17 protein-coding genes and 1 pseudogene are annotated in these 19,069 nt (G+C 49.2%); 2 read left to right on the top strand and 16 right to left on the bottom strand.

Going from position 1 to position 19,069, the window contains the following annotated elements; translation table 11 throughout:
- Positions 1 to 2: 2 nt before the first annotated feature.
- The 7 genes from AC5YBZ_RS16540 to ftsY all read right to left on the bottom strand — a co-directional run bounded on the left by AC5YBZ_RS16540 (position 3) and on the right by ftsY (position 10,830).
- Positions 3 to 2,531, bottom strand: coding sequence for a DMSO/selenate family reductase complex A subunit (locus tag AC5YBZ_RS16540; RefSeq protein WP_494543214.1), 2,529 nt, complete (start codon positions 2,529 to 2,531; stop codon positions 3 to 5).
- Between the two features lie 40 nt (positions 2,532 to 2,571).
- On the bottom strand, positions 2,572 to 4,581 hold the full coding sequence (locus tag AC5YBZ_RS16545; protein WP_494543215.1) for an MtrB/PioB family decaheme-associated outer membrane protein: 2,010 nt from the start codon (positions 4,579 to 4,581) through the stop codon (positions 2,572 to 2,574).
- A gap of 17 nt (positions 4,582 to 4,598) precedes the next feature.
- Positions 4,599 to 5,546, bottom strand: a complete 948-nt coding sequence (locus AC5YBZ_RS16550) for a DmsE family decaheme c-type cytochrome (protein ID WP_494543216.1) — start codon at positions 5,544 to 5,546, stop codon at positions 4,599 to 4,601.
- A 762-nt stretch (positions 5,547 to 6,308) separates the two neighbouring features.
- Positions 6,309 to 7,166 carry an RNA polymerase sigma factor RpoH gene (gene rpoH, locus AC5YBZ_RS16555; protein WP_475515585.1) on the bottom strand — a complete coding sequence of 286 codons (858 nt, stop codon included), beginning with the start codon at positions 7,164 to 7,166 and terminating at the stop codon, positions 6,309 to 6,311.
- A gap of 257 nt (positions 7,167 to 7,423) precedes the next feature.
- Positions 7,424 to 8,389, bottom strand: a complete 966-nt coding sequence (gene ftsX / locus AC5YBZ_RS16560) for a permease-like cell division protein FtsX (RefSeq protein WP_494543217.1) — start codon at positions 8,387 to 8,389, stop codon at positions 7,424 to 7,426.
- Between the two features lie 14 nt (positions 8,390 to 8,403).
- The gene (gene ftsE, locus AC5YBZ_RS16565) at positions 8,404 to 9,093 is read right to left on the bottom strand and encodes a cell division ATP-binding protein FtsE (protein WP_494520622.1); all 690 of its coding nucleotides are present in this window, start codon (positions 9,091 to 9,093) and stop codon (positions 8,404 to 8,406) included.
- A 129-nt stretch (positions 9,094 to 9,222) separates the two neighbouring features.
- A complete protein-coding gene (gene ftsY, locus AC5YBZ_RS16570) occupies positions 9,223 to 10,830 on the bottom strand; it encodes a signal recognition particle-docking protein FtsY (RefSeq protein WP_494543218.1) in 1,608 nt (535 codons plus the stop codon).
- A 248-nt stretch (positions 10,831 to 11,078) separates the two neighbouring features.
- Between ftsY and rsmD the strand changes: the two genes are divergently transcribed.
- Positions 11,079 to 11,669, top strand: coding sequence for a 16S rRNA (guanine(966)-N(2))-methyltransferase RsmD (rsmD, locus tag AC5YBZ_RS16575; RefSeq protein ID WP_494524097.1), 591 nt, complete (start codon positions 11,079 to 11,081; stop codon positions 11,667 to 11,669).
- Positions 11,669 to 11,950: a DUF1145 domain-containing protein gene (locus AC5YBZ_RS16580; protein ID WP_494543219.1), complete on the top strand. Its 282-nt coding sequence runs from the start codon at positions 11,669 to 11,671 to the stop codon at positions 11,948 to 11,950. Before rsmD ends, AC5YBZ_RS16580 begins: the two co-directional genes overlap by 1 nt.
- A 58-nt stretch (positions 11,951 to 12,008) precedes the next feature.
- Here AC5YBZ_RS16580 and AC5YBZ_RS16585 read toward each other — a convergent pair whose 3' ends face one another.
- From AC5YBZ_RS16585 to gspF, 9 genes and pseudogenes are all read right to left on the bottom strand, one after another.
- Positions 12,009 to 12,770 (bottom strand): type II secretion system protein N, encoded by a 762-nt coding sequence (locus tag AC5YBZ_RS16585; RefSeq protein WP_494543220.1) that lies wholly within the window; start codon positions 12,768 to 12,770, stop codon positions 12,009 to 12,011.
- A 21-nt stretch (positions 12,771 to 12,791) separates the two neighbouring features.
- The gene (locus AC5YBZ_RS16590; RefSeq protein WP_494543221.1) at positions 12,792 to 13,268 is read right to left on the bottom strand and encodes a type II secretion system protein M; all 477 of its coding nucleotides are present in this window, start codon (positions 13,266 to 13,268) and stop codon (positions 12,792 to 12,794) included.
- A gap of 1 nt (position 13,269) precedes the next feature.
- Positions 13,270 to 14,475 carry a type II secretion system protein GspL gene (gene gspL / locus AC5YBZ_RS16595; protein ID WP_494543222.1) on the bottom strand — a complete coding sequence of 402 codons (1,206 nt, stop codon included), beginning with the start codon at positions 14,473 to 14,475 and terminating at the stop codon, positions 13,270 to 13,272.
- Between the two features lie 115 nt (positions 14,476 to 14,590).
- Positions 14,591 to 15,589 carry a type II secretion system minor pseudopilin GspK gene (gspK, locus tag AC5YBZ_RS16600; RefSeq protein ID WP_494524102.1) on the bottom strand — a complete coding sequence of 333 codons (999 nt, stop codon included), beginning with the start codon at positions 15,587 to 15,589 and terminating at the stop codon, positions 14,591 to 14,593.
- A 2-nt stretch (positions 15,590 to 15,591) separates the two neighbouring features.
- Positions 15,592 to 16,333, bottom strand: a pseudogene (gene gspJ, locus AC5YBZ_RS16605) (type II secretion system minor pseudopilin GspJ).
- On the bottom strand, positions 16,314 to 16,685 hold the full coding sequence (gene gspI / locus AC5YBZ_RS16610; RefSeq protein ID WP_494543223.1) for a type II secretion system minor pseudopilin GspI: 372 nt from the start codon (positions 16,683 to 16,685) through the stop codon (positions 16,314 to 16,316). The pseudogene gspJ and the gene gspI overlap by 20 nt, the downstream one beginning before the upstream one ends.
- Before the next feature lie 62 nt (positions 16,686 to 16,747).
- On the bottom strand, positions 16,748 to 17,326 hold the full coding sequence (gspH, locus tag AC5YBZ_RS16615; protein WP_494524105.1) for a type II secretion system minor pseudopilin GspH: 579 nt from the start codon (positions 17,324 to 17,326) through the stop codon (positions 16,748 to 16,750).
- A gap of 15 nt (positions 17,327 to 17,341) precedes the next feature.
- Positions 17,342 to 17,776: a type II secretion system major pseudopilin GspG gene (gene gspG / locus AC5YBZ_RS16620; protein WP_494524106.1), complete on the bottom strand. Its 435-nt coding sequence runs from the start codon at positions 17,774 to 17,776 to the stop codon at positions 17,342 to 17,344.
- Positions 17,777 to 17,847: 71 nt separating this feature from the next.
- Positions 17,848 to 19,068, bottom strand: a complete 1,221-nt coding sequence (gspF, locus tag AC5YBZ_RS16625) for a type II secretion system inner membrane protein GspF (protein ID WP_494520614.1) — start codon at positions 19,066 to 19,068, stop codon at positions 17,848 to 17,850.
- Position 19,069 lies beyond the last annotated feature (1 nt).

The raw sequence follows: 19,069 nt of genomic DNA on the forward strand, positions 1-19,069 counted from the left end.
TCTTAAATCTTTTTAATGGCAACACGGATGGTGTGCTGTGGGTTACCTTTAGCAACAGGGCTCGGCTGATAGCGAGTCAGCGAGTTAATTGCGCCGCCTTCGTCTAGCGTATGGCCTGTACTACCGACAGTGTTACCTGGGCTATACCAAGCGCCTTGACCCAGAGCAAATACCCCTGGTGCCACACGTGGGGTAACGCGCACCTTCACGGCAATCGACCCACGCTGGTTGTACATCTCAATCTTATCGCCCGAGCTTAAGCCATGCAGAGTAGCGTCCATGGGGTTAACCCATACCGCATCCTCTACCGCTTCGCGCAGCCAAGGCACGTTGTGATAGCTTGAGTGTGTCCGCCCCTTAGTGTGGTAACCGGATAACTGGATTGGATAATCCACCTTAGTGTCTTCATCTTCATAACCATCCCAGGTTACTGTGTACTGCGGGATAGGCGTGATGACGTCACCTTTGATGCCAGTCGGATTTTGCGCACTGTTCTCTTGAGTCCAGTTAGCCGCACGCCATGCAAGCTCGGCAGAGTAGATCTCAATTTTGCCACTTGGGGTGCCGAGTGCTTCGCCACCCTTAATGTAACTTTGCAGTGCCACGTGGTTGTCGTTCATGTTTTTACGGAAGAAGCCAATCGCCTGGGCTTCTTTGTAAGTGGCTGGGAACGCTGGGACCACGCCTAAGTTTCTGCTGCTGTCTTTGGTTTTTTGATACAGCTCTTCAAGCCACTCGGCTTCCGTTTTACCCTCGGTAAACTCGGCTTCACAGCCCATATACTTGGCAATTAACGCTGCCGCTTCGTACATAGACTTACAATCCCACATAGGATCAATAGCCGACTTCATGGCAGTGATATAACCCAAGGCACCTGATGCATAAGAGTCGTTCACCAGATCGTTTGACTCTAACCAGCTGGTATCAGGCAAGATAATATCGGCAAATTTAGCGCCCGGCGTCATCCAACAATCACAGCTAACAATCAGCTCAACACCCGATTCATCACGTAAGATGTCGGCGGTATTATTGATCTCGGCGTGCTGGTTCAGTAACGAGCTGTCTGAAGCAGAGATAATCACCTTGATGTTAGTGCCAAGTGGAGTATCTAAGTCGTCGGTACCACGAATACCGTGGGTCCGCGCCGTCATGTTTTTGCCGTTGTGAATCGCCTCACTCCACGTAAAGAAGGAGATGAATTCTTTCACTGGATTTGAGCCCGCCGGAATGCCCGCGCGGTACATGCCGCTCATAAATGGCAACTCACCGTTAGAGGCACCCAAGTTACCCAGCTTACCGGTTAATACCGATAGCATATAAAGCGCACGCATGCTCTGCTCACCGTTAGCTTGACGGTTAACCCCAGCGCCAACCACGATATAAGGGCGCTGCGATGCCATTAAATCATCGGCAATTTGCTTGATTTGCGCTTCGGGAATGCCGGTGATCTTTTCTGCCCATTCCGGCGTTTTCAACGGTTGGCCAGCATAAATGCCTGCACTTAAGATGTAGTCACGGTAGTTGTCGTCAGGGTTCATCACCTGAGCGTACTCTTGCTCTTTTTTATCGCTACTGGCGGCAAATATCGCTTGTTGCGCCGCAATCGAAGCGGCGTCATAACCGACGGTAAACTGATTGATAAAGTCGAGTGAATTCGCATCGACCCAACCTGTGCTTATCATCTGGTATGCAATCGCTTCGGCCAGTGCGGCATCGGTACCGGGACGAATGGGTAACCACTTCGACTCTTTGCCTAACATGGAGTCGGTGTAACGTGGGTCAATCATCACCACTTTTAAGCCGTTCGATTTTTGCAGGGCTTTTAAGTAATCGTACCCTTCGCCCGAACCAGACTGACGGATTTCGCTTGGGTTGTAGGCGATACCTAATAAAAAGTCACTGTTTGACAAGGTCACAGTGGAAGAACCACTGGTACTACCGGTACCAAAAGTATGAGCAGCAGCTTCCATCTGCTGCGCCCAAGAGTAGTTACCATAGGCATTTAGGCAGCCACCGTTTAAGTTGAGTAAACGGTTAAAACAAGCATTGGAGGCAAAACCATAGTAAGCACCCGAACCGTAACTACGGAAAATGGCTTTGTTACCATGCTCGGCAATCACCGAGGTTAATGTGGTACCAATCGTCTTGGCAGCTTCATCCCAGGTGATAGGCACAAATTTACCTTCACCACGCTTACCTACACGCTTCATTGGGGTTTTTAAACGGTCAACCGCATAGGTACGTTGACGCAGTGAACGGCCACGTGCACAGGCGCGTACTTGATAGATGTCGTCACCATCAGTAATGTCATGATCGGTTTCAACGCGGGTGATCACACCATCGCGACTGAAAACTTTGACTGGGCAGTTTGAACCACAGTTAACCAAGCATGAAGACCAAGTGATTTGCTCATCACCCACTGGTGGCGTTGGCGGAACTACATTGGCATCATCAGAGCTGGAATTACAGCCGGTTACGGTTGCTGCGCAGCCCAGTGCAGCGCTCATTTTTAAGAAACTTCTACGTTCCATAATCTTGTTTTCCTCAAACTTATTAAATAACTGAATCGACTCACTTCAACTTGTAGCTGAAGGTCAACATCAGTTGATGGGCGTTATAGTTGTGGTTCAGGTCACCCAAGGTGATTAAACCTGCAATGCTATCGGGGGTGACCGAAGCGCTGTCGGTATCAAAATAACGTTCGTACTGGTAAGCCAGCTTTAATGCCATTTGTGGCGATAACAGGTATTGCCCATATAAGCTCACACTGTGGTTATAGGAGTAATACGCACCATAGTTGTCGCTGCTATAGCCATTGACGCCGGTGTTGCTGTCAGAGTTAGCAAATAGGTAATCGACACCTAAGGTTAATCTGTCTTGCATCAAGCCTGAGTAGGTGGCACCTAGACCCAAGTTAATGAATTCATCCTTAATTTCGGCTTGCCAAACAGAGGCTTGATCGCCACTTTGGTCTGAATCAATCCACTGCTGGCCAGCAAAGGCGTACACGGCGAGCGGCTGAGTGACTTGAGCATGCACATTAACGTCATAACCATAATCTTGTGCTTGAGTCAGCCCGATGTCGGTCGCGTTGTAATCATCATTGGCATAGTAAGTACTTGCATCGAAGGTTAACCAGGTGAGCGGGGTGTAGCTGGCTCTGGCGTTGACTTCACTGCGCTGACGGTCGGCAAGATGATACTTGCGCATCAAGGACTCACTCTCTTCGCTGGTCAGTTCATTGGCTTGATAATCACTGCCGCCTCGATCGCTATAGCTCACACCAAAGTCAAGGATCAGCTTATCGATCGCGCGAATGTTTAACTTGCTCCACAACTCGTTATCACGGGTCTCTTCGCGTTCTCCGTAGCTGCGCTCGACCTGCTTATAGTTGTAACCCGCTTGCAGGCGATAGCCGCTAGCAATGCGATAACTGGCATCGGTTTTCAGCGTTTGGCGATCGATATCCATAGGGGTATTTTGCTTAAACGCCCCCGATACTGGGTTGTATTCATACTGGGCAAAATCAAATACCGATGAACGATTATCGCGTTTGCTGTAATCGTAACTGGCGCCCAGACGTAAGCGATTACTCACTCGGGTGGTCGCAGCTAAGTGGGTATTAAGGGTGTCGACTTGACCATCCCAGTTTTGGATGGGGTTGCCACTCATCTGCACTAAATCTTGATCTTGGATCATACGACCCGTCACCACACGGCCACTAAAGACACTTGATGCCAAGCGGTACTGGCCCGATAACGCCACTTGGTGGGCTTGGTTATCTGGGGTGGCGCTATACACATCGGGGGCATAAGGCAAACTCAGGTTGCCAAGATTATTGTCGTAACGTGAACCGTGATAGCTCAGCTCTGACAACCAGTTGTTGCCATCCAGCACCACGCCAGCGCTGAATTTATCTGTGGTTTCATCGACGGCGTTCGCAAAATTGATGGGACTTGGGCTGGTTAAGCTGGCGCTGCGATGCCCGGTTTTCTCTTCATGGTTATAGCGGGCATAACTGCTTAGCCCTAATCCCAATACTGAGGCAAAGTCATACTCAAAGCCGATGCCGCTGCGCTGTCTTTGCAGCTCAAGGTCCAGCATTCGAGTCTGCTCGCTTGGGGTCAGCATGCCGTTGTTTTGCCAAAGATTGGTGGCTGCATTGCTACCATGATTGGTGGTGATCGTTTGATAATCTAAATCAAACTTATATTGACCAGGCTTGCCCGCTTGCATCTGGATAAAGCCGTTATCCATACCGAGCTGGTGCGCCTGTACATTGGCGCGGTACCCACTGCCTTGATAGGCCACATCACTGTTAAGCCCAGCGACAGCGCCATCGGTATCGGTGCCAAGCTGATTGATGGCATGGTTGTCATCGGCATCGATAACACCCACGCTCACGCCAACACTACCACTGTGACCTTGAGGTTCGACGCAACGTTTACACTGATAACTGGTTTGGTTGATGGCGCTGGTATTGGCATGTTGAATACCAAAATCGGCCGCCAAGGCGCTAGTACCTGAACAAAGCAAAGCCAGAGTGATCAGGTTTAATGAAAAAGGGTTAATTGAACGCATAATACTCACTCCAAAGCTTAACGGGCAAAGTTGCTGCCAGCAGGATGGTTAGAACCATGGATCTTGCTGTGACAGTTGAGGCAACTTTTACCAGCACTAAATGCATCTAGACCTGCCTGAGAGCTAACGCGACTGGCGTGACCATCGTCGGCGTGACATTGTTGGCACAACTGCGGCGCACGGGACTTAAGTAAGTTTTCGTTGACACTGCCATGGGCCGAATGACAGCTTGAGCAGTCCTCCATCACTGGCGCATGTTCCCATAGGAATGGGCCGCGTTTATCGGCATGACACTCGGCACAAGTTTCATTCAGGCTTGGCTTGATTAATGCGCTTTCCGTCATGGAGCCATGGGGGCTGTGACAGTCAATACAGGTCATCTGATCCCATTGCATTGGGTGTGATGAACGCTTATGCATATCGGCTTTGGTGCGGGTATGGCACGAAGTGCAGGTATCGTTGACCGTGAGGCGATCTAGAGCTGGGTCTTTCGCGCTATGGACATTATGACAATCGCTGCACGCGACCTCTGCAAGGTTATGGGTGCTGTTATGCCACGCCATCTGCTTGGGATCGTTATGACAGCCCTGACACACACTGTTTTGGCTAGCAGCAGACAACTTGCTATCGGGACCAAAATGGATCATGGGCTCTTTGCCGCCACGATTATGCTTACCTATGGGGCCGTGACAGGCTTCACATTGCAAACCTGCCATAGGCGATGTGCTGTTGCTCATGTCGCCATGAACACCATCAAAAATGGCCATCACCTTAGTATTTTTTTTATGGCACATCAGGCAAGAATCCGCTCCTTTGGTGGAATACTCCCCAGCAGAAAACTTGTCTACTAATGTTGCTTCAAGCTGTTCACTCGATAAATTATCCCAAGGAGTGGCCTGGACACTTGCGACCAGACTCAATATTGAAATAATCCCAACAGTGAATGCGGTGATTATTTTTTTCATATTTATATGACCCTACCCTAATTAACCATGAGTTAATTTTTATGGTGCTATCGTTATTGCAAAGATAGCCAATATAATTAAAGCCTAGTCGAATATGTGAGTTGTTAAAATTAGCAATTGAAAAACGCTAATAAACTCTAAAAAAGATTGGTTATGTGATCTGCAACACTCTGCTATCGAGAATGAATCTTATTAACAGCAGACACTGAGATAGATAAAAAGAAGATAACAAACAATAACTTAAATTTAATCGCGTTACATCATGATATTTGAGTTGATATTGAATGGTTAGCTGTAAGTTACAAGCGTTAAGGTGCACTATATATATGTGTTTGAGCCAGATCTAAATTTGAAAATAATCCCTCATATAATTGAACTATTTTAACCCTACACAACACCATTTAATTAAATTAAAAAAAACATAAATGAGAACGAATATCATAAGCATGAGTATTAAAACAGCAAAAATAATATTATTAAGATGATCTCTTATCGAAAAAACAGCCTGCATAATCCAAGCCTAAACAATTAAGCTCTAAATAAAGCGGCAATAATTCATAGCAATACTATTAATAGCCTGTTTTAAATCGGTGGGAGATCTTCACAGCGTGATAGGCAGAGATGACTTAAAGTCGCTACAAGGGCATAGTTTCACCGAGCATAACCAGATAAATCATGGGATGAAGACAAGACACCTGAGCTCAACATTGAGGCATAAAAAAACCTGCCAAGTGGCAGGTTTTTATCACGTCAGGTCTCAGCTTACATTTCCATGCGCGCTTTAAGCTTGTTCATGGCGTTTTTCTCAAGTTGTCTGATACGCTCTGCAGACACTTGATACGTCGCCGCAAGCTCTTGCAACGTGGTTTTTTGGTCGTCTAACCAACGCGCCTGTAGAATATGCTGGCTACGCTCATCAAGGGTTTTGATGGCCGCCAACAGGCGTGTTTGGTTATCGGCTTCTAAATTAGCATTTTCAACCTGTGAGGCTAAATCTGAAGAGTGATCTTCAAGATAATGCACAGGTGAATAATCTTGCTCGTCGTCGTTATCGCTGGCAAGATCGAATGCTGGGTCTTGCGCCGCCATACGTGATTCCATTTCGGTCACATCGGCTTTAGATACCCCCAGATTTTCGGCGACCATAGTCACCTCTTCATCGCTAAACCAACCAAGACGCTTTTTGGCTTTGCGTAGATTGAAGAACAATTTACGCTGTGCCTTTGTGGTCGCAACTTTAACGATGCGCCAATTTTTAAGTACATATTCATGGATTTCAGCTTTAATCCAATGCACTGCAAACGAGACAAGACGCACACCCACATCAGGGTCAAAGCGCTTCACCGCTTTCATCAAGCCAATGTTGCCCTCTTGAATTAAGTCTGCTTGTGGCAAACCATATCCAGAGTAGCCTTTGGCCACATGAATAACGAAACGAAGATGAGACATAATCAATTGCTTTGCCGCCTGAAGGTCACCCGTCTCTTGCAGACGCTTGGCTAACTCATACTCCTCCTGTGGCTCTAACATGCTAATGTTATGCGCAGACTGAATATAAGCCTCTAAGCTACCGCTGCTTTGCGGAACCATTAGTGACATTGATTGCGTTTGACTTGTCATTAACGCTCTCCTACCTCTTATCTTGCAAAAATTTAACGCTATAAATGCTTTATGACGCTTGAATACCTATTGCAGGTTGCCGTCTCTGGTCGCTCTGATACACAGTAAGCTTTGACGCAGAGGCAAGCTGACGAACTATTCACTATCTGACAGTATATGTCAATACCACCGCTTAACGTGGGCTAATTTCACCCGGAACTATAGACAGTTCAAGTGAAATTTAGTTCATAAAAGCCACAAGCTCAGCGGGATGTCACTCAAGAAGGTTCGATGGCGCGCAGATGTTGTCTTACCGACAGATAGGAGCCTAACCAGCCTAAGAAGGACGCCAATAAGACCAGTTGGCCTAATTCGGTAAGCGTCAGCGATTGCATCGTTAATGTACTGCCATAAAGCCCTAGTAGTTCAGCTAGAGCGCCATCGAGATACCACACCAACAGATTAATAATGATCCACGCTAAGATGCCGCCGATGACACCAAACCAGATGCCGGTGTATAAAAAGGGCCGTTGAATAAAACTCTCTGTGGCGCCGACTAATTTCATCACTTCAATTTCGGTGCGCCGATTCATAATGGCCAAACGTATGGTATTGCCTATCACTAATACCACGGCTAAGACTAATAATAGCGCAATAGCCAAGACGGTTCGCTCAAGCAATCTCACCACCGCTTGTAATCGTTCTAGCCACTCAATATCGAGCCGCCCAAAGCTCACTTCAGGCTCTAACTCCAGCTTTTTTAATAAGGCGCGTGCACCATTGGGGCTGGCGTGCTTGATATCTGGGGTTACCGTGACCACAGCTGGCAGCGGATTATCATCCAGATAAGCTATCGCCTCACCAAAACCAGATAACCGCTGAAACTCCTCCAGTGCTTGATCGCGATTAATATAGTTGACCCCACTGACTTCAGGATACGCACCTATACGGGTGATCAAGCTTTGAATAGAGCGCTCGCTGCGTCCTTCATCGATAAAGAGTGAGATCTCAGCGGCGCTGTTCCAGGATTGGGTAATGGTCTCAGCGTTTTTTACCAGCACTTGTAACGCCGCGGGTAAGCTTAAACTCACGCCCAATACCGCCATGGTCATTAACGAGGAGATAGGATTACGCCATAACTCGCCCATGCTGCCCATGGCATGTTGAATATGACGAATAAAAAACATCACGATGCGACCCGTAAAGGGAAGCTTGCTGCGGACTAATTGAGGTTGCTTATCCATATTCGATTGCCTGCTTATCCGTTAAAGGCTTGAGGCGTCGCCAGCTCATCACCACCAATCACCCTCCCCTGCTTGAGGGTTAAAGTGCGGTACTTCATGCGGGCAATAAGGCCAAGATCGTGAGTTGCAATTAACACCGTGGTTCCCGAATCGTTAAAGGTTTCGAACAGACGTAAAATGTCCATCGACAGCTTAGGATCTAAGTTACCTGTAGGTTCATCGGCTAACAACAAGGGCGGCTTATTAACAATCGCTCGGGCAATACCGACACGCTGCTGCTCACCCCCCGACAACATTATGGGATAATGACGCTCTTTACCGTAAAGGCCCACCATATCTAAGGCGGCCAATACCCGCTTTTTAATTTCATGCAGGGCAAAGCCTTCAATCACCAACGGCAAGGCGATGTTGTCAAATACACTGCGGTCCATCAACAGGTGATGATTTTGAAAGATCATGCCGATATCGCGCCGCAAATAAGGCACATCTTTAGGCCTAACTTTGGCAATGTCATGACCATTAATAGCGACTCGACCGCCATTGGCGCGCTCGATCACACTGATCAACTTGAGCAAAGTGCTTTTACCGGCACCCGAGTGACCGGTTAAAAACGCCATTTCTCCACGTTTTAAATGAAAACTCACATCGGTGAGTGCCTTTTGTCCACCTGGATAAATTTTGCTAACTTGCTCAAATCGAATCATAGCTACCCAATTATTGATGCCGCCAATCATTGACGGCGATACGTTATCTTATATCAGCCCAATCCACGCAGTTGATGAATGCAATATTTTGCATACTCAAATCCGTTTCACTGCGAGGTGCGATAGCGGTTATGTCGTCTCTTCGCCCTCTTGGCTAAACAAGGCGTCGACAAAATCCTTGGCATCGAACGTACGCAAATCGTCTATCTGCTCACCCACACCGATGTGACGGATAGGAATACCAAATTTATCGGCAATAGCAAAGATAACCCCGCCCTTCGCGGTACCATCGAGTTTACTAATGGTAATGCCTGTAACACCAACGGCTTCTTTAAACAGCTGCGCCTGACTGATGGCGTTTTGGCCTGTGCTGGCATCGAGGGTCAGCATCACCTCGTGAGGTGCCGACTCATCTAGCTTTTTCATCACCCGCACGACTTTTTTCAACTCATCCATTAGGTGGGCTTTATTTTGCAGTCGACCTGCGGTATCGGCAATTAACACGTCGACATTACGAGCGCGAGCCGCTTGTAAGGCATCAAACAACACCGAGGCACTATCGGCCCCCGAGTGCTGAGCGATAACGGGAATATTATTGCGTTGGCCCCACACTTGCAGTTGCTCAACGGCGGCGGCGCGGAAGGTATCGCCCGCTGCTAGCATTACCGATTTGCCCTGCTTCTGATATTGTTTAGCCAACTTACCGATAGTGGTCGTTTTACCCACACCATTAACGCCAACCATTAAGATGACGAACGGCCCATCGGGGTTTTCTGGTACTAAGGGCACGCTCACGGGTTCAAGCGTTTTTTGCATCTCTTCGCGCATCAACTCATACAGGGCTTCGCCATCTTTAAGTTGCTTACGGCTCGCTTGTTCGGTGAGGCTGGAGATTAAGCGCGTCGTGGTCTCAACCCCGACATCGGCGATCAATAGCTGCTCTTCAAGTTCTTCAAACAACTCGTCATCGATCTTTTTGCCTTTGAACAGGCCGACAAACCCACTACCGATATTTTCGCTGGTGCGCTTCAAGCCACGCTTAAGGCGGGCAAAAAAGCCCTCTTTAGTCGGTTTTTGTTGCGGCTCAGGTTGCTGCTCGGGTCCATCTGCGACGGGAGCGGCTTGCTCGGCCTCAATGCGCGCAGCTTCGATGCCGGCAAGTTCTGCCTGCTCGGCGACTAAACGCGCCTCTTGCTCGGCCTCAATGCGCGCAGCTTCGATACGGGCAAGTTCTGCCTGCTCGGCGACTAAACGCGCCTCTTGCTCGGCCTCAATGCGCGCAGCTTCGATACGGGCAAGTTCTGCCTGCTCGGCAACTAAACGCGCCTGTTGCTCGGCCTCAATGCGCGCAGCTTCGATACGGGCAAGTTCTGCCTGCTCGGCGGCTAAACGCGCCTGTTGCTCGGCCTCAATGCGCGCAGCTTCGATACGGGCAAGTTCTGCCTGCTCGGCGGCTAAACGCGCCTGTTGCTCGGCCAAAATACGCTCAGCTTCGATACGAGCAAGTTCTGCCTGCTCGGCGGCTAATGCCTGTGCAATTTGTTCTGCTTCAATGCGCTCGGCTTCAATACGCGCCTCTTCAGCCTGCTCTGCAGCAAGGCGATCAGCTTCGATGCGCTCGGCTTCGGGCTGTGTCGCCTCAGCTTCAACTTGAGATGTTACTTCTGCTTCGGGTGCCGCGACATCCTCTTTCGATTTGTCTTTACGGAACCAAGAAAAAAAACCTTTTTTTGCCATGGGTAATACCAGTACTCAACTAACTGATTTAAAATTCGGTATGAAGTCGTTTTGTGCTCGTTATTATAACCAGATAGCGAGTCCAAATACGCAGCAAAGTGCGGCATTTTTAGCTAATGTCGGCGGCTTTTCACCATTTTTAACTGCTTTGCGTTAAAATGGCCACTTCAATTTAGCGTCACAGTCTATCACTTTCTCCGGTGAGGCCAAATCATCGCTAAAGCTATCCGTAAATTGACAGGTATAAGATGGCTAAAAATAAACCCTTAAGTGGGCAAGTACGCATTATTGCAGGCCAATGGCGTTCACGACGTTTACCCATTCACGATCTTGAGGGATTGCGTCCCACGACAGACAGGGTACGAGAAACCTTATTTAACTGGTTATCGGGCGATATTGCAGGTGCTCGGGTACTCGACTGCTTTGGTGGAAGTGGTGCGCTGTGCTTAGAGTCACTATCACGCTACGCTGCCTACGCTAGAGTGTTTGAGTTACAAACGAGTGCCGCAAAGCAACTACAACAAAATTTGCACACTCTCAAATGTGACTGCGCCGAAGTCGTGCAGGGCGATACGCTTGCGCTACTGCAACAAGCGCCGAGCCAAGGGTTTGATATTATTTTTATCGACCCGCCATTTCGCAAAGGGTTAGCCCAACAGACCATTACGCGACTCAGTGAGCACCAATGGCTGAATAATAATGCGCAAATTTATGTCGAAACCGAAAGCGAGTTAAGCGCCCTCACTGTGCCTAGCGACTGGGTACAGCTAAAAGAAAAAAAAGCCGGACAAGTGATCTACCGTCTATACCAGTATCAGCCTGAGGTGAGCGACGCATAATGAAAGCATTGATTTTAGCGGGTAAAGCCATCACTTTGTGCACCTGGTTGCTGATGCTGTATAACCTGCTGATGCCAATAGACGGTGCAATAAGCCAACTGCTATCACTGTTATTATTGCTCACAGTGGTGATGCATTGCGTGCAGCTACTGATTTTTCATCGCCTATTTAGCCCCTTGTTGCCGCTGGGTAAGGTCGACTATGGCGCCGTGTTGCTGTTTGGCGTGTTTAGCCTATTAGACTATCGTCAGCGCGTGCTGGCCAAGATGGCTAATCGCTAAAGACCCATAGACGATCAAAAAAAGCACCCTAAGGTGCTTTTTTATTGACCCATTAGCGCTAGATCCCTGGGATGCGCCCTTGAAAGCTAATCGGATAATAACCTTGGCTGTCACGTTTACCTAAGAAACTTAGCGCCTGCTTGAGATCTTCAGGTTGTGCGGGCGTCTCTTTTATCTTGGCACTCAGCGTGATCTGCTTATTATCTTTAAGTAACGCATTACCTGTAAGCCCAAGCGCATTCATGGTCTCATCGGTGGCTAATTGAATATTGCCATCCACACAGCTTAACCCCAGCTCAATATTGCCTAGCGGATATTTGCCAAACTGGTTATTCACCTGCAACTGCTGCACAAACAACTTGCCGTTAAGCTGCTCACACCAAGGTAAGCCTTGTTCCAGCTGCTGCACGATTAAACTAAAGTGACCATCCACTTCGGCTCGAAACGGTAGACGCGTCTTGCCGATAAGAAAAGCGCTTGGCGCTTCAAAACGCAGCCCTTGGGCATTGATCCCAGACATAGACAAAGACACTTGGCCTTTACCGTTAACCGCCGTCGCTCGGCTGCCAATGGCAAAATCGATATTGGCCTTGCCGGACAACAGTCCCCACGGGCTTAATTGCCATTGCACCGACTCAAGTTGGCGCTGTTGCAGCGCCACTAAACTGGCCTTGCCCGACCAAATGGTGCCCGACACCCCGCTGACACTGATCCCTTGGGGCAGCGGCGCCAGCTGCAAGGCCACACTGGCCGGAAACAGGACCAGCATAAAGCCACAATATAAGACCACACCTATGATTATCTTTTTCACTACACTCACTACAACACCTTAAAACCTTGTTTACTGAGAGAATTGGATGCGGCGCACTTTAACCAGACCTGGCGTATCCGCTTGTGCCAAATCGATGCTGTCCAGTGATAAACCTTGCTGTTGTACCAGATCGCTCAAATAACTTAGCAAGCTGTTAAATGGCACTTCGTCCATCCACACCTGAATTTTTTGCCCTTGTGGTTGCATCCGAGTGATTTCTAAGCCGTAACGTTTGGCGGTCTGAGTCACTGTGGCACTTAAACTGCCCGAATAAGCTTTTTTACCGCCAGCACTCTGTAGTGCCACTATCTTATTGGCAGTCTGTTTTACATAAGTTAACGTGGCTTGCTGAGCTTGTAATGCCCGCTCGGCATCCTGCTCAGCCTCACTTATTGGTGTCCAAACTCCCCAATAAAGCACGCCTAGCATCAAGACCACACCACAGGTGGCAACCAACTGCTGCTCACGTAAAATTAACCCGTTCCACCACGTTTTAAGGTTCTCCATCTTACTTACTCCTTAAGGTTAACGTGCTGGTGACTTCATCTTCACCGCTGTTCATCGCACCAGAGTCGACCTTAAATTGCTTGGCGATGAGGCTTTTAAATTCTTCAATTTGCGCATAACTCTTGGCGGATATTTGCATGCGTAACTCATTGCGACCACTGTCGAAACGCAAGCTAGTGGGCTTTAATTGCGGCACCTTTGCAAATGCAGTCGATAAGCCGTCGAGCATAGTAAAGAAGACGGTGCCATCGCCCGAACCTTGCAGACTACGTAATTTACTGTCCATCTGTGAGCGAATATTGACCACCCGCGAGCTGCCCACCACTTGCTTGAATATCGCGCTACTTTGCGCTTGTAACTGCTCACGCTCGACGTTCATCTGATGAATGGAGAGCCCTTTATTCACTAAGGCCAACACCAAGGCGATGGCGATCACTATGGCACTATTACGCCACAGCAACAGGTGTTTGCCGTACTCACGTTTAGGGGTGTAAATGCCTGAAAGTAAATTGAGCGGCGCATGTAAAATACCTTTGGCCAGCACTAACATCGGCAGATCCAGCGGCTGGGGCTGTACCTGGGCACCATCGATATTCAGCTCACTATAACCAGCCACCGTGAGCGGGGCGCTCGCCGTGGTGTTGTCAGCCGCTTTGGCGACAAATTGAGGCAGCGTGGCGTTAAACCAAGTGGCATCCAGACAGGCACCATGGCCAGCGCCGGTGCGCAGCAGATAATCGGAACCAAATTGCATGGCCGCCCACTGACACTCCTGCAGTGGCAAGGCTAAACAGTCAGGCACAATTTGGCGCGCTTTAATGCCTGCCTCGCTTAACCAAGATAACCAATTTTGCATCTGTTCATGGGCAACAACCGCAACACTGAGGGACTCGCCATCACGCGGGCCGGTGACAAAATGCAGTTTATCGACATTTTCGGCCAAGTTTTCTTCTAACATAAACGGCAAAGCTTTAATCGCCTGACGCTGGCCTTTCTCTGGTAAGCGCACCGAGGTGAGCGTGATCGCCGAGGCGGGCACTAAGATATCGACCGGACGGTTACCCGCTCGTTCGGTTAGGCTCGACAAGGCATGGGCATCGGGCAGGTCACCCGAAGCGATGATCTCTTGCTCTTGCTCGGACCACACTAGCCAAGTACAGCGCTGATCTTGGCTTCTTCCTAAGCGGATAAATAATCGTTCACTCAATGTCGTTCTCCACAAGTCTCATTAAGTTGCGCAAAATAAACTTGTATTATCTCAATCGCATTCATTATGGGTATTAGGCCTGTTAACCACTGCGGGTTACCGCCCCGCCGAGCCGTTATCGTTGACCACCATATTGGCGCGTCAACACAGCTAACTGATTATTTCCGGCCACTTGCAACACGCTTTCCATACGAAAAGTGGCACTGTCGACTTTGGCGCCAGCTTGCAATAAAAAATATTGGCTCTTTAGGCTAAAACTGGACGCTAAATTCTCTTCACCACGCAAACTGGCGATTGAGCCATTGGCCCAAAAGTCTTCAATAGTGTCGTAGCCATCACTTGGGCGCTGATTAATAATACTTTCTGCTTCGCCAACACTAATTTTATTGTCGAACATGCCTGCCAATAACGCCGCATGCTCAAGCTCAATGGTATTAACATTCAATACCTGTCGATCGTAACCTGGGATAGCGCATACATAAGGTGCCAGCTTAAGGTACACCTCTTGGCTCACCCCGATGACCGCGCGCAGCTCGCTGCGATGACTCATTAAGGTGTTCGCGGCGCGATAAGGCACGGTGCGTGATTCATAATCGGCATCTTCGGCGCCAAATGGGCTGGCGACACTATCCTCGTCAATATAATCTTTCACCGTATGCGCCAAACGCTCGGCGGCAAAATCATCCATGCCCAAGGCCACTAATAACCCTTTAAACTGCTGTGCAGGCAATGGCAATTTGGGTTGACCATTCTCAACCTCTTTAGTCTGCATCGATAACGCATTCACGTTAAAACAGGCCTGCATATCGCTAATACGCCCGGCTATCTCTCCTTGCTCCACTGGCAATACCACGTCGGCTTGCGCCCAATACTGCTGCCTGTGGATCTTACCTTCGTCGGCGTCGTCTAAATCTTGTTGCAGCACCTTTTTGGCTAACTCTTCGGCCGAAAGTGCGTACCAATAAGCCTGATCATATTGGGCTAAATTGATGGTCCGCCGCACCATTATCTGGCTACGGCCATTAATATTGGTGGCGATAATGGCGATCATCGCCACGATCAGCAATACCACGATCAGGGCGACTCCGCGCTGCTTTTGCGCCAGCTTATTCACCCTTACAGCCCTCGGTCCGGGTCGTTGTTATTGTCATCTTCATCGGCATTATTGTCGTTATCATTGGCGCCGCTATCGTTACCCTTATTACTGTCGTTATCGTCAGCATCATTGCTACTGCTGCTGGGCTGCGCGCCTAGCGGCAGTAAAAACTTCCGCTGTATTTTCCCCAGCCCTTCCACTTCAACCGCCATGGCGATGGCCTTGGGCAGAGTCGTGGCCTCAATTTTTCGCTGCCAACTGTCTTCGACAAAGAAGGAGTATTCCACCGATAACACCTTGTCCATCACTAAGCTTTTAGTCGGCTCTGCGCCAAACTCAGGCTCTGGATAGGGAAAATACCAGCGCTCTAACTTATTATCTTGCACCACATAGGCCACCGACTGCAGGCTACCTCTAGGCAATAGGGCCGTCGGGGTTGAGCCAACCAATACGATAAAACACTATCGCTTCTGATTCTGAGTCAAATAAGTCGCTGCCCGTTTGTATCACAGTGCTACCCCGCCCACCTTCGAGCAACCTTGGGGTGCGTGCCACCATCTGGCCAAAATCTCGCTCGAGAACGCCAAACCCTTGCTGTAAGGATTTTAACTTAGTGGCAAACTCCTCGGTGGCAATATCATTTTTCATCACGGTATTGAGCACAGAGTTAGCCGCTAAGCCCAACATGGCAAAAATACCTATGGCCACCAGCATCTCTAACAGGGTAAAACCCTGATTGAATTTATGATGCTTTAAGTACATAACTGCTCACCTGGGCTATGGTGCGAGTGTAGCGCTCATCGTCACTGACACTGATGCGGATCAGCCGAAAGTTATCATCGGTGGTTTTAACCACCTCTTTACGCCAATACCAGGTCTTATCGGCCAGTTCGACTTGGCCCTCTTTTTTGCCTAAATCGCTGCCGCCGGCCACTAGCTTGGCCTCGACCATCTGGTTACTGGCGACCCACTGCGCCAGAGTGCGCTCTTCTAAAATGGGCATGTTGGCGATCTGCTCGCCTAGGCTCTTAGTGATCGACACTGCAGCGACGGCAAACACCGCCAAGGCGACAATCACCTCTAGCAATGTCATCCCTTGCTGATTAACTCTCATGCTTATACCCAGCAGTGCCCGCTAAATGACAAGATAGGAATATAGAGCCCAAAGTGGGGCAATCAATTATCGAGTTCATTGTCTCTTCCCAACCTTAATCGCCCTAACACATCGCCCACAACCACAGTTTCTAACTCATTTCCCATGGCATCTTCACTGATAAAGGTCAATTCGAAGGCGCTCATCTCGCCACTGGGAAACAGCATCACCTGCGGCTCTGGATGCTTCTTTTTATCCTCGGCGGACGGCTCGATAAGCGGCTCGTCGAACCATGAGTCTTGCTCTTCATCTTCTTGAGACAGGGGTAAACCATCGAGTATCAGGTCAAGCTGCACCCCCTGTTGCATCTCGCGCGCCGCCAGCAAGCGGTCTTGCTGTAGCGGATGCCACTTACCCTCGTCATAAACCACAAACTCATAACGGTCTTTTTCGATAACGATACCGATAAAATGGCCACTGAGCACAGTTTCATCGAGCACTAACTCGGTTGACGCCATAAATTGCCGCGCCACTCGATCGAGCGCCTGCTGCTGGTCGGTGCCCTGCATGGTTAAGGTCACCGCGGAGGCCGCGAGCCCCATCAGTAACACCACCAGCAACACTTCCATCAGGGTAAACCCGCGTTGGCGCAAGAGGCTCATCACTCTTCGCTCGGCTTATTGGAAATCTTGTAGATTCCAGCTACCGACATCATCTTCAGTCCCCACTTGCCCATCTGGGCCGGCACTGAAGATATCGATTTTGCCTTGTTCACCTGGACTCAATAACAGGTATTCATTACGCCATGGATCTTGTGGTAAGCGTTTAACATACCCCCCTTCACGGTAATTACGTGGCTCTGGTGAAATGGTTGGCTTTTGGATTAAGGCTTCTAACCCCTGCTCGGTCGTGGGATAGATGCTGTTGTCCAAACGGTACATATCTAATGCATTTTCCAGCGCCACAATATCCGACACCGCTTTTTGCAGGTCGGCCTTATCTTTGTTACCCATCAAGTTAGGTACCACCATAGAGGCAAGGATCCCCAAAATTACGATAACCACCATCACTTCTAACAGGGTAAAGCCTTGTTGCTTGTTTCTTACTTGCATTAATAGATCCTCTATAAAAAATGCCTAACAGGAAAAGGTTAGGCTGCCGCGCTAGGGAGATGCTTGAGGCATCAACCACTAATCATGTTGTTAAGTTCTAATATCGGCTGCAGAATCGCCAGTACGATAAACAGCACCACGGCTGCCATGCTGACCACTAATAAGGGTTCAAATACCCCCAAGGCAATATTCACGTTCGACTCGAATTCACGGTCTTGGTTATCGGCAGCGCGCTCGAGCATCTGTTCGAGCTGACCACTTTTTTCGCCTGAGGTGATCATATAGAGCATCATAGGCGGAAAAAGTTTAGTGTTAGCCAGCGCAGCCCCAAGACTGGTCCCCTCGCGCACTCGTGCAGTGGCTTGTTCCACTGCGGCTCTCACTCTGACGTTTATCAACACCTCACTGGCGATGCGCATCGCATCGAGCAGTGGTACTGAGCTGGCCGTTAAAATACTTAAGGTACGCGCAAATCGCGCCGTATTGAGCCCCTTGCTAACACGACCGATCACCGGCATTTTCAGCAGGGCACTATCGAAGGCCATGCGATTGGCTGCACTTTTCAACAGTTGCTTGGCACCAAAGGCTAACATCACAACGACCCCAACAACTAACAGACCGTAATCACGGATAAAGTCAGATGCGGCGATCAAAAATTGCGTAGTCCATGGTAGCTCTTGCCCCATGTGCTCAAACTGCCCCACCACCTGAGGCACGACAGCAGCAAGCAAGATAGCAATGACGCTAATGGCCACCACGGTCAGCACAACAGGATAGATCATCGCTTGGGTCATTTTGCTTTTCAGCTGTTGACGGCGCTCGGTGTAATCAGCCAAGCGGTTAAGCACCACTTCGAGGTGACCTGACTTTTCACCCGATGCCACCATGGCGCGATAAAGATCATCAAAAATATGCGGGAATTCGGCCATGGAGTCGGCCAGACTGTAGCCTTCAACCACCCGTGAGCGCACTGCCATCACCATACTGGCGAGGCGATCCTTTTCACACTGCTGACCAACGGCCTTCAACGCCTCTTCCACAGGTAAACCGGCGGCAACTAAGGTCGCAATTTGGCGAGTGATCAGGGCTAACTCTGCCACCGAAATACCGCGCTTAAAGCTAAAACCTTGGCGTTTGGCCTTGGCTTCCTTGTCGACCACAGGGGTGATCTCCAGTGGCATTAAGCGCAATTCGCGAAGCTGACCTCGGGCATGGCGGGCGGTATCGGCTTCCACCACCCCTTTTTGCTGTTTGCCTTGGGCATTTAACGCCTTGTACTCATATGCGGGCATG

Source organism: Shewanella sp. 553 (assembly GCF_059338375.1).